At 39.2% G+C, this 12,244-nt stretch carries 12 protein-coding genes; 1 reads left to right on the forward strand and 11 read right to left on the reverse strand.

What is annotated here, in order from left to right; genetic code table 11:
* Positions 1–28: 28 nt before the first annotated feature.
* The 11 genes from ACFX40_RS01465 to ACFX40_RS01515 form a co-directional block, all read right to left on the reverse strand.
* Complete coding sequence (locus ACFX40_RS01465; protein ID WP_028408023.1) at positions 29–556, reverse strand: GNAT family N-acetyltransferase; 528 nt, start codon at positions 554–556, stop codon at positions 29–31.
* A gap of 109 nt (positions 557–665) precedes the next feature.
* On the reverse strand, positions 666–1,217 hold the full coding sequence (locus ACFX40_RS01470) for a hypothetical protein (protein ID WP_013056190.1): 552 nt from the start codon (positions 1,215–1,217) through the stop codon (positions 666–668).
* 341 nt (positions 1,218–1,558) lie between these two features.
* Complete coding sequence (locus tag ACFX40_RS01475; RefSeq protein WP_377253932.1) at positions 1,559–2,320, reverse strand: serine hydrolase; 762 nt, start codon at positions 2,318–2,320, stop codon at positions 1,559–1,561.
* Positions 2,321–2,334: 14 nt separating this feature from the next.
* On the reverse strand, positions 2,335–3,342 hold the full coding sequence (locus ACFX40_RS01480) for an ABC transporter ATP-binding protein (RefSeq protein ID WP_098333568.1): 1,008 nt from the start codon (positions 3,340–3,342) through the stop codon (positions 2,335–2,337).
* A 12-nt stretch (positions 3,343–3,354) separates the two neighbouring features.
* Positions 3,355–4,263, reverse strand: a complete 909-nt coding sequence (locus tag ACFX40_RS01485) for a C40 family peptidase (RefSeq protein WP_377253934.1) — start codon at positions 4,261–4,263, stop codon at positions 3,355–3,357.
* Between the two features lie 21 nt (positions 4,264–4,284).
* Entirely contained in the window at positions 4,285–5,229 is a 945-nt protein-coding gene (locus ACFX40_RS01490; protein ID WP_377253936.1) for a S66 peptidase family protein, read from the reverse strand.
* Positions 5,230–5,317: 88 nt separating this feature from the next.
* The gene (locus ACFX40_RS01495) at positions 5,318–6,961 is read right to left on the reverse strand and encodes a peptide ABC transporter substrate-binding protein (RefSeq protein WP_098248325.1); all 1,644 of its coding nucleotides are present in this window, start codon (positions 6,959–6,961) and stop codon (positions 5,318–5,320) included.
* Positions 6,962–6,984: 23 nt separating this feature from the next.
* Complete coding sequence (locus ACFX40_RS01500) at positions 6,985–7,983, reverse strand: ABC transporter ATP-binding protein (protein ID WP_377253938.1); 999 nt, start codon at positions 7,981–7,983, stop codon at positions 6,985–6,987.
* A gap of 4 nt (positions 7,984–7,987) precedes the next feature.
* A complete protein-coding gene (locus ACFX40_RS01505) occupies positions 7,988–8,926 on the reverse strand; it encodes an ABC transporter permease (protein ID WP_028408016.1) in 939 nt (312 codons plus the stop codon).
* A gap of 1 nt (position 8,927) precedes the next feature.
* Entirely contained in the window at positions 8,928–9,857 is a 930-nt protein-coding gene (locus ACFX40_RS01510; RefSeq protein WP_028408015.1) for an ABC transporter permease, read from the reverse strand.
* Between the two features lie 14 nt (positions 9,858–9,871).
* Positions 9,872–10,696, reverse strand: a complete 825-nt coding sequence (locus ACFX40_RS01515; protein WP_377253940.1) for a M55 family metallopeptidase — start codon at positions 10,694–10,696, stop codon at positions 9,872–9,874.
* Positions 10,697–10,948: 252 nt separating this feature from the next.
* Here ACFX40_RS01515 and ACFX40_RS01520 point away from each other — a divergent pair, with 252 nt between their 5' ends.
* Positions 10,949–12,244, forward strand: a complete 1,296-nt coding sequence (locus ACFX40_RS01520; RefSeq protein WP_034275595.1) for a purine/pyrimidine permease — start codon at positions 10,949–10,951, stop codon at positions 12,242–12,244.

The raw sequence follows: 12,244 nt of genomic DNA on the forward strand, positions 1-12,244 counted from the left end.
TACTATTTCAAAAGAACTTATGCTTGATTTACTTCTTACCTTTTGAACGCCCTGACAATATCGCGCTCACTTTTTCCTTGTTGACGGTGTATAAACAAGTACAATCATCTGACTCATACGCCTCTTCTAGTTGAAACGAAAATTTTTTTAAAAGAGTAATTGAATCTTTATTATTGGGATCAACTTTTGCTTCAATTTCTTGTATATGAAACTCTTCAAAAGCTTTTTCTAGCAAAAGGCAGAGCGCTTCTGTCATGAGGCCTTTTTTCCAAAAAGGTCTGCCTAAATCATACCCAATCTCTGCTTGCTTTTTAACATAATCAATACGGTTTAGACCGCAGGTTCCAATGATTTCATCGGAAGTCTTTAATCGAATAGCATAGCGTGTTGCTTTGCCTTCTTTCGTCAAACTCTGGAGAAGTGCAATCATGCTTTCCGCTTGATAAAGCGTCGTAAAGGGCTCAATATTCATATATCTAGTAACCTCTTCATCCGACCAATATGCAAAAACTTTAGAAGCATCTTTTTTTTGAAGAGGAGATAAATATACCCTCATCTATGTTCTCCCTCCCTTTGGTGAATGATGGAGCAAGACATTTTCATCTGCGCCTCTTTCACATCTTAAAAAATCTCACATGGTGCACGGAACATGTGAGATTTGACATTTAACTATTTTTTGATTGTGCATCGCGCAGCTGCGTATATAAACGATTAATTGCTACAGTCATTGACTGTTCATAGGAATGATGATCATAATAAACCGCTATGTTTTTTAACATTTCATACGTTTGATGATCAAGCTGCACCTCAAGCGTAATTTTTTCGTCAATTGTTGCTGTTTGCAAATGATGAGGCAAGTCCTCTTTTGTAGAAACTTGCTCTGCAATATGAATTGCTTCTTCTACTGTTTCAATTCGGCCGTACTGATGCACCCATCTTCTGCCCATTTCAATTGTATCTTTTACAAACTGACGATTGGTAATGGTATCTTTAATATTAAATTGATGATCTGCCACATATACAGATTGATACAAGATTACACTGATCACTTCGTCTTTTAAATTTAATTTTCTCAGCTCATCAATTAAATCCGCTATATATTTAGGTAATGGACTAAATGTCCCTCGCACTTCCTTAATTAAATCCATGGCAATGGATTCAGTTGAATTGCGTTTAAATGCTTTTATAATATCTATCATTACATGTTCGTTTGCCATACATACACCACCATTTATGAATCGAATAATTTCATGCTTCTTGCTGCTTTGCATAGACATTCACTATTCGTTTAAAATATATACTATTATTCTATTATATAAAAAATATGAATAAGTTGGTATAGGATGAATGATTTATCATTATTTTTTCATAAAATTTTATGAAAAAGAACATGTTTATCTATTACTAGCATAAATCCAGCACAGCAAATAACGGTCTCGCCAAAATCTGAGAAGACAAGCATTTATTATTAGTAAATGTGAGTTTTTCTTTGATAGAAGACATTAAATAAAAGAGACCAAACCAATCCCGCTTATTGAAGTATATGGTCAAAAGATTTTTAGATGTTAGATGACAGAAGGTATCCAATATCAGCAATTAATCTCCTTCCCTGTTCATTGTCACTTAGTCCATCTATCAAAACAACGGCATAATACGTTTCGTTACCTCGCATGAGAATAGCACTATCATGTTCTGCTCCCTGTAGTTCTCGAGTCTTATTCGCAGCTTGAAACGCTGACCCTATACGTGCTGGAAGCTTATGCTGAAACTGCTGTATTTTTAACATTCTCATTATTTTTTCGCGACTGGATTTTTGCAAAAGGTTTCCTTCATATATTTCCCTTAGACACTTTACTACGTCAGAGGCACACGTATAATTATCAATCCCTTTTTCAACAGCGATTTCGTCCATCATATAGCGGTTTAAAACGGTTTTCTTTAATCCTAGATTTTTAGCACATTCGTTAATTTTTTCAAATCCTACTAAAGAAATGAGCTCATTTGTAGCTGTGTTGTCAGAAACAACTATCATAAGGGTAAGCAGCTCTTCCACTTTAATATATGTTAACCGCGGAAGAGCTCTAAGTACGCCTGCTCCGCCAACCGTGTTTTTTTCCGTTCTTTGAATGACAGATGTCAAAGCCAAGATGCCCGCATCAATTTGACGAAACGCTTCTATTGCAAGCAGCAGCTTGATTGTACTTGCTGCTCGTTGTTGGATAAAAGAATTAATCTGTATGGATTCTTTTCCTTCAATATGAATACGTATAAGTCCATTATTACTCCGCTTCCATGTAGTAACTGCATCTTCGATTTTCATTCTCGCTCTTTCCATCATTTTGTCGCAGCTGTTTCCATATAGTTGTTACTCATTATCTTTTGATTGTATAAGTGACAGGCTACAAAGTGATTGTCTTCAACTTCCTGCCACTCCGGCTTTTGAGTCTTACAGGCTGCTACTGCAAGAGGACAGCGCGTATTAAACACGCAGCCAGAGGGCGGGTTAATTGGACTCGGTAATTCTCCTTTAAGAACAATCCGCTTCCGATTATCCTCAACGTCAGGATCAGGGATAGGAATAGCTGACAGTAGAGCTTGAGTGTAAGGGTGAAGCGGTTTTTGATACAGCTCCGAACTTGTTGTTAATTCTACTAAATGTCCTAAATACATAACTCCAATACGATTGCTTATATGCTTTACCATCGACAAGTCATGTGCAATAAATAAATAAGTTAACCCTTTTTCTTTTTGGAGTTTTTTTAATAAATTAACTACTTGAGCCTGTACAGACACATCTAAAGCAGAAATAGGTTCGTCTGCAATAATGCATTCTGGATTTAGTGCTAAAGCTCTCGCAATCCCTATACGCTGACGCTGCCCGCCGCTGAATTCATGAGGATAGCGATTGGCATGATCACGGTTTAGCCCGACATCTTCTAGCAGCTCATACACGCGGTTCAGCATCTCTTTTTTATTCGAATAAAGTCCGTGAACCTCCATTGGTTCTGAGATAATCTCCTTCACGGTAGAACGAGGGTTTAGTGAAGCATATGGATCTTGAAAAATCATTTGCATATTACGATGAAAAGCAAATTTTTCTTTCTCTGATAGCTCATGCACGTTTTTCCCTTTATAAAGCACCTCTCCTGATGTACGGTTATACAACCCAATGATTGTTCGTCCGGCAGTTGATTTTCCGCAGCCGGATTCGCCAACAAGTCCAAAGGTTTCTCCTTTTGAAATATGAAAAGACACGCCGTCTACTGCTTTCAAAACCTGCTTATTCGTAATCGAAAAATATTTGCTCAGCTGCTTTACTTCTAACAAATGCTTCGTTGCCATAACTGCCACCTCCTAATAATAGCGCCGGGCTGCGCACAGCTCTTCTTCATAAAGCGTTCCTTTTAATTCAATCAGTTCAACGGTTTTACCTGTTTTAGGTGAATGAAGCATTTTTCCTTTACCATAATAAATACCAACATGGTGGATAGACCCTTCACCTTTTTCATGAGCAAAAAACAGCAAATCTCCAGGTTGAATAGAGACTAACCCTACTTCTTTTCCTTGCCTTGCTTGATCGGTTGCATCTCTGGGAATAAGATATCCGTTTGCTTTATGAGTAGCATAGGCAAACCCTGAACAATCATATCCCCAGGCACTCATGCCGCCCCATAAATATGGAAGATTCAAAAACTGTTCTCCTGCTGCAATAATCATATCGCCAGTTCCTTTTACTTTACGGTTTCTATCCTCCATTACAACAGCATCTTGACGTTTTATTCTCCCCCTGCCAACCGGCGTTTGAACTTCTAGCCATTCTTTATCTTCTTTTAAAAGAGGCAGCTGCGTTTGATAACTAATTTGCAAGGCTTCTTCCGCTAGGTGCAGGGTCGCAATTGTTGCTGATACCACTGCCGTTGGTTTATTCAATGGAAAATATTCAGCTTGAGAAATCAGTTGGTGGAAAGGAACCCACCCGGGATATCCTCTTTCATCTTTAGAAGAAAACTGAGAAGGAATAACGATTTTTGCCCATTTACCTTTGATTTCTGTTACATATACTTCTTCTCCTAGTAACAGCTGCGTTTGAACTAAATTTTTCTCACAAAGGTCCAACCGGCGTGTATACGTTAATTGTTCTAACCATTTATCCAGTTTTACTGGGACACTTGTTGCATTGTCATCTATTTCTCTGCTAGAGTCATAGGAAGTCCAAACAGTCGCCACAGCTACGCAAACGTAATACGTTTTTTTATCCGCCATTTATTGATCCTCCCCGCACGCTTAACGTTCGATTTTATCTTTTGGTAATGCGATACCTGATTCAAACTCCACGGTTCGTTGATGAGTAGACATCGTGGCATAACTTCCAATCGCCACAGCTGTTTGAGGAGAACAGTGTCCGATGCGAAACCCTTTCATAACAGGCTTTTTTAAAGAAGTCAGGTAACTTGTTAATGCCATTTCTAATGAAAGCGACTCCGTACGTTTTTTAGGATAGCAGTTATGAAAATCTCCGATAATAATTCCTGCTGCATTCTGCAGTTTATTGGCCATATACAGCTGTGTCATCATGCGGTCAATTTCATACGGTTCTTCATCAATATCTTCAATAAACAAAATTCGATTTTTTGTATCTAGTTCAAATGGCGTGCCCAGCGTGCTTACCAGCAAAGTAAGATTTCCTCCTATCAGCTGACCAGTTGCTTCTCCTTCACAAATAGTGTCGAGCGTACTAATTTGATCCGTATAGCACAAAGAACGGTGAGAAAATAATTGATAAAAAGCTTGCTTCGTCTCTATATGAACATCTTCTTTTCCGAGATCCGACGAAAGCATTGGCCCGTGAAAGGTAACCAAACCTGTGCGCTGATGAATAGCCGTATGTAAAAACGTAATATCACTATACCCCCAAAAAATCTTTGGGTTTCGTTTAATTAAATCGTAGTTTAATTGCGAGGCAAGCCTAGCAGTCCCGTACCCTCCGCATGCACAAATAATTGCCTTTACTTGCTTATTAGCAAACATCGCATGTATATCCGCTGCCCGCTGTTCATCAGTCCCTGCCAAGTACCCGTTTTTTTTATATAAATGCGCGCCTGTTACTACGTTTAACCCTATTTCCTTTAAATATTCTATTCCTTTTTTTAGATTGTGCTGATTAGGCGGACTAGCAGGTGCAATAACAGCTACTGTATCACCTTTTTGTAATCGTTGTGGTTTTATCATTTGTTACACTCCTTTTGGGTAAAGAAATGAAGAAAGTGAAACTTGGGTCAGAAGGGAATTGAAATCCCCTCTGACAAAAAGTTCCACTTTACTGTTTATCTGCCCACTTCAAATCTAAATAGCCAACAGGATGACGAACAATTCCAGATACGTTATCTTTGATTAAAAACACATAGTTGTAGAAATGGATAGGAATGATCGGCATCTCATCAAATAAAATACCTTCTGCTTTATACATAAGCTCAAAACGTTTTTTATTATCCGTTTCGTTCATAGCTTGTTTAATTAACTCATCATATTCTTTATTGCTCCAAGCTGTACGGTTCATTGAATGACCCGTCTGGAAGCTTTCTAAAAAGTTAATTGGATCTGCATAATCAGCTAAAAATGAACTTCGTGACAGCTGAAACTTTAACGCTTTTTGTTCTTCTTGGAAAACATTCCACTCCATATTGGCAAGCTTCACATCTACGCCTAGATTTTCTTTGAACATTTGCTGCAGTGCTTCTGCTATTTTTTTATGCGTATCGTCTGTACTGTATGTTAACGTAATAGCTGGCAGCTTTTTATATCCTTCTTCTTTCATTCCTTTTTTCAGAAGTGCTTTTGCTTCTTTGCCATCTGTTTTTAATAAGTCGCCGCCCGTTTTCCGGAAATCCTTTTCATCTGCATCTTTAAATCCGTAAGACACGAACCCGCGAGCTGGCTTTTCTTTATTCTTTGTAACAAAATTAACAATTTGATCTTGATCTACAGCCATTGCAAATGCTTTACGGATATTTTTGTTTTGAAAGGGCTCTTTATTTAAGTTAAAGCGATAGAAGTAAGTTCCCGCTTGGTCTTCGATATGAACATCTCCATCTTTCAGCAGCTTTTCACTTAAATCCGATGGAATTTCAGAAACATCTAGTTCTCCATTTTGATACATTTGATATTCTGTGTTTGTATTTTCAACAATTGCCCATTTTACCTTGTCGAGCTTTACATTTTCAGCATCCCAGTACTGATCGTTTCTTTCCATGACTAGATTACTGTTATGCTTCCATTGAGTTAATTTGAAGGGACCATTAGCAACAAACGAATCTGCTTCTGCAAACCATTTCGGATTTTTTGTCGCTACTTTTTCATTAATTGGGAAGAACGCTGGATTGGAAACTACGCTTAAGAAATAGGCTTGAGGGCTTTTAAGCGTAACTTCAAAGGTTTTGTCATCTAGCGCTTTTACCCCTACTTGATCAGCACTGCCTTTACCCGTATTAAATTCTTCTCCACCTTGGATGAAATAACCTAAAAATGCCGCTGGTGAACCCGTCTTAGGATCTAACAGCCTCTTCCAAGCAAATACGAAATCACTTGCTTTCACGTCATCTCCATTTGACCATTTAGCATTTTTTCGTAAATGAAACGTATAGACCTTTTTGTCATCAGAGATATCCCATTTCTCGGCCATTGCTCCTTCAGGCTCATCGCTTTTTCCTAAACGAGTCAGCCCTTCCATTAAGTTATTAAGCATATTCCATGAATATGAATCAAATCCAATAGGTGGATCAAAAGACGTAGGTTCTGCGCCATTATTCATATAAAGGACCTTACCCTCATCTTTTGCTGTACTGCTCTTCTTTTCTGGCTCCGCGCCGGAATCTTTTGTGGCCGTACAGGCAGCAAGTGCAAATATAAGTACACACATCATTAGTAAAGACCCTATTTTTTTCATCATTTCCCCCTCTTTCATAAGTTCTCTATTCATCTATAAATCTAGCTTATAGTTGTTACAAATTTTTGGGCTCTCTCATCTTGAAGCCAGCAGTGCACTTGGTGACTTTCTTTCAGCTTTGTCGATACAGGATACATGCGATCACACACTTCCATTACGTAAGGACAGCGAGGTGCGAACGAACATCCGGGTGGAGGTGCAAATAAATCGGGAGGCGATCCTGCAATAGGCACAAGCTCACTTTCGTATAAATCTAACCGAGGAACTGAACGCAGCAATCCTTTTGTATACGGATGCTGCGGCGTATAAAAGATATCTCTTCTTGTTCCAATTTCTACAATTTTTCCTGCATACATTACGGCCACTCGGTCAGCTACCTGAGCCACTACCCCTAAATCATGGGTAATTAAAACAATGGAGACATCCGTTTTCTGCTGAATATCCTTAAACAATTCTAAAATCTGCGCTTGTATCGTGACGTCAAGAGCTGTGGTAGGTTCATCAGCAATTAGCACTTCGGGATTGCACACAAGAGCCATTGCAATGACAATACGCTGTCTCATTCCCCCGCTAAATTCATGAGGATATTGCTTTAAGCGTTCTTTAGGATTTGGGATTCCGACTAGCTCCAGCATTTCAAATGCTTTTTCTTTGGCTTTTTCTTTCGAGATGTTTTCATGTTGCATAATATTTTCTGAAATTTGCTCACCTACGCGAAGAGTTGGATTAAGCGCAGTCATAGGATCCTGAAAAATCATCGAAATATCAGCGCCTCGAATGTCTCGCATTTTCTTTTCTGGTAGTTTCGTTAAATCCTGGCCTTTAAATAAAATAGATCCGCTTGTGATCCTGCCCGGAGGTGTCGGAATTAACCTCATAATACTTTGAGATGTTACGCTTTTTCCACACCCTGACTCTCCGACAATCGCTAGTGTTTCTCCTTTATGTAAATCAAAACTAACGCCTCTTACAGCTTGAACTCGCCCTCCGTAAGTTGAAAACTGTACGTGTAAGTTTTTGATTTGGATCATTTTTTCCATTTGCTTACCTCCTTAATTTCGGATCAAGTGCATCTTGCAGTCCGTCTCCAAGGACATTAAAAGCAAACATGGTTAGAGAAATAAAAAACGCAGGGAAAAATAAACGCCACCAATAGCCTGATAGAATCGTTGATAAACCATCGTTTGCCATTACTCCCCAGCTGGCATAAGGAGCCTGTACACCCAGCCCTAAAAAGCTTAAAAAAGCTTCCGCAAAAATGGCAGTTGGCACGGTTAGTGTCATTTGAACGATAATCGGTCCCATCGTATTTGGAAGCAGGTTTCGCTTAATGATACGACTAGTTTTTGTTCCAAAGGTTTTGGATGCAAGCACGTATTCATAGTTTTTTATTTGCAATACTTGCCCCCGTACAATTCTCGCCATCCCGATCCAACCTGTAACGGAAAGTGCCACAATAATCGTAGAAAGCCCAGGGCCCATCACTACCATTAGTAAAATCACCACTAATAAATAAGGAAGACCGTATAAAATTTCAATTACGCGCATCATGGCATTATCTGTTTTTCCGCCTTTGTAGCCGGAGAATCCCCCGTAAATGACACCGATGATAAAATCAATAAGCGCTGCCATCAGCCCTACAAATAAAGAAATTCTAGCCCCGTACCATGTCCGAGTGTACATATCTCTTCCTAAGTCATCCGTTCCAAACCAATGACTAGCTGAAGGAGGAAGGTTTTGCTCTGTAAAAGAAGCTTTCGTTACACTGTAGGGTGAAAACATAGGGCCGAATATAGCCATCACAACGAGAATGACTAAAAAAAAGAGGCCCAGCATGGCTAACTTGTTTTTTACAAGCCTGCGCCAAGCATCATGCCAATAAGAAAGACTCGGCCTTACAACTGCTTCAGCTTCAGATTTCTTTTTTTTCTTTGGCACAAACCACTCATCAGGAATTTGCTTATACTCCTGTTTTTCCAGCACATTATCCCTCCTTCTTGTACAGTTTGATTCGTGGATCAAGTATTCCGTAAGCAATGTCTACCAAAAAAAGCATAATGATGAGAATCGAACTGTAAAAGACCGTCGTGCCCATAATTACCGGGTAGTCTCTCGTATTAATACTGTCCACAAAATATTTTCCCATGCCAGGAATAGCAAAGATTTGTTCAATAACAAATGTGCCGGTTAATACGCTGGCTGCAATCGTTCCAAGAACTGTTATAACGGGCATTAAAGCATTTCTAAGCGCATGCTTAAATACAATTTTTACTGGCGAAAGCCCTTTTGCACGCGCTGTTCGAATATAATCTTGAGTTAGTACTTCTATCATGCTGGAACGAGTCAAACGTGCAATAATAGCCATAGGACCTGTGGCAAGAGCTAGAGTCGGAAGAATCATATGTAAAGGGCTCGTCCACGTAGCGGCAGGTAAAATTTTCAAATTAACAGAGAGCTGTTGAATTAACAACGTGGCCATAACAAAATTTGGAACCGACAATCCGATAACTGCTATGCTCATCGCCATGTAATCAATTATTCCATTCCTTCTAAGAGCAGCAATAATGCCTAGTGTAATACCGGAAATCACCGCAAGAATTAACGTCACTATTCCAAGTTCAAATGACACAGGAAATCCTCTTCCTAAAAGGTCGTTAACCGTTTGAGAGGGCTGTTTAATGGAAGGACCAAAGTCAAAGGTAACAATGGATTTTAAATAAAGAATATATTGCACAGCTAGCGGCTCATCTAAGTGATAGAATGATTCCAGGTTTTTTTGAACTGCATCGCTTGTCGCTCGTTCTTCATTAAATGGAGATCCAGGAATCGAATGCATTAAAAAGAAGGTTAAGGTCACAATTACCCACAGCGTGACAAGCATGGATAAAAATCGTTTCAAAATATAACTTTTCACCTTTATCCCACCTTCTAACAGAATGTTGTGCGTGTAGCTAATTCAGTCATCACAAGCATGGCCTGATAAGCTTCTAAAATATCTTTTGCTTGAAACCGAACGGTCGTCGTTCCAGGCTCAATTTCTGTTCCCGGCATTAAATGCGCCCACTCTGCTTGACCGTAATTTGCAAATTCTATTCGTAAGGTTGGATGTTTAGGTGGAATTAAAGGTTTAACAAGGTGTTTGTGTTGAATAGCTGCGGTTGTTTTTTCTTGAAGTAATTGTTCTGCTTTCTTAGGGGTTAATGTTTTGGCTGCAGAACGTGAAATGGCCTGTTTGACGATAGCAGTCGTTACATTTGGAATAAGCTGCTGTGCTTCCAGCGCCGTTTGGTCATCGCCGGCTACCATTAAAACTGGCACGCCGTAATAGCCTGCGACGTATGCGTTGAAGCCTAACTCTCCAATATTCGTATCGTCTATGTACATATTGCGGGCACCAAATATCATCGAATGAGACATGACACCAGGCATGGATGCTTTAGCATGATACCCTAGAAACATAGCACCATCAAAAGTCTGATCTAATCCCTGTACCATTGAATATGGTTTTACACTTCCTGAAATAAGCTGAGTTTCTGGATGAAGCCGTTCAACAAGGAGATTATTCATACTCGAATGGCTGTCATTTACCACAACTTCTGAGCACTGTTCTTTAAATCCCGCATAAATTACTGCATTTGCTTCATCCGTCATTATTTTGCGGCTTCTTTCATAATCTTCTTTCTGTCGCAGAACATTTGTGTGATCGACGAGTCCCGTAATTCCTTCCATATCAACCGACAGATATAGTTTCATTTGTCTTTTCCCTCCTCCTTCCTTGACTGTTAGTCAGTTCATTATAAATTATTCTTATGTTTATAATTTATAATTGTAAGAAAATTATAAATTATCTTTCTCCTTTTTACAACAATATATTGAATTTTTTGACACTTTACTCATCTTCCTTTTAACAAGATATCGCTTACAAATTGGAAATCCCATGGTAAAATAATAGAGCAGCCTGTTGGTTCATTCAGCCGCTCGTCGGCATTAATTGAGGTGTTAAGAATGTTTCGAGTTTCCATTGCTTCACTACAATGGTTTTTATTTATGATTTCTAATAGTATGATTGTTCCTATTGTAATTGCTTCTCAGTTTCATTTAAACGCAGCGGATTCTATTCAATTTTTACAGCGAACGTTATTTATTTTAGCTTTATCCGGGCTCTTGCAGGTATTTATAGGGCATAAATACCCAATCATGGAAGGGCCAGCTGGCGTTTGGTGGGGCGTCTTTTCTCTGTATGCGAGTCTTGGAACCGTTCTGTTTGGTTCTCACTCTGAAACGCTCCGCGTGCTGCAGTTTACCCTCCTTATAAGCGGGATAGTTGCTATTTTGATGAGCCTGCTTGGTCTCATTGATAAACTAGCAAAATACTTTACCCCGACAGTTACCGGTACATATTTAATTTTATTAGTGACGCAGCTCAGCGGTTCCTTTTTAAAAGGAATGTTTGGCATTACAGAAACGAATTCAGCTATTAAACTTCCAATTGCGCTGGCTTCAGCTGCGATTTTGCTGCTGACTTTTTATTTATTATCGCACCGGACGTTAAATAAGCTCAGCATTATTATTAGTATTGGTGTAGGCTGGGGAGTATTTGCAATGCTAGGATTAGCTAAACCTATCGAGTTTCAGGCGCAGTTATTTTACATACCTAAAGTATTCGTATTTGGAGCTCCTCGCGTTGAATGGAATATGGTTGTTACTGCTTTTTTTGTGACGCTCATTTTAATTACAAACATGCTCGCTTCTATTCGTGTTGTTGAGTCTGTTTATAAACAAAAAGGAGAAAAAATTGAAAAAGACAATATTAAGCGTTCCGGGATGGTTTCGGGTATAAGTCAGCTGCTTGGAGGATTGTTTTCAGGTGTCGGTGCCGTTCCTATTTCAGGTTCCGGTGGATTTATTTCAGCTACAAATCTTTATAGCCGAGTTCCTTTCATTGTAGCATCGTGTCTTTTGCTTTTTCTGAGTATCTTTACTCCTTTAACGTCCATTATGTCCGCTCTTCCTCCTGCCGTCGGATACGCGGCAATCTTTCCTGTTTTTACAGGTATGATGGCTCTTGGAATTGGAGAATTCAAGCATGCCAAACAGCCCGAAAAAGCAATGAAAAAAGCTGGTATTGCGTTGCTGTCGGGGATAGGGGTTATGTTTTTGCCTTCTCAAGCTTTTTCAACACTGCCTCCTTTAGTTACTACGTTTTTAAGCAACGGATTAGTTCTTGGTACCATTATCATTCTTGCACTGGAAATTTCCGAATCCATTTCTTTGAACAGACAAGGTGCAAAAGAGGGATAA

The sequence above is a fragment of the Priestia sp. YIM B13552 genome (genome assembly GCF_042787775.1).
In the GTDB taxonomy this organism is placed as follows: Bacteria; Bacillota; Bacilli; order Bacillales; family Bacillaceae_H; genus Priestia; species Priestia megaterium_E.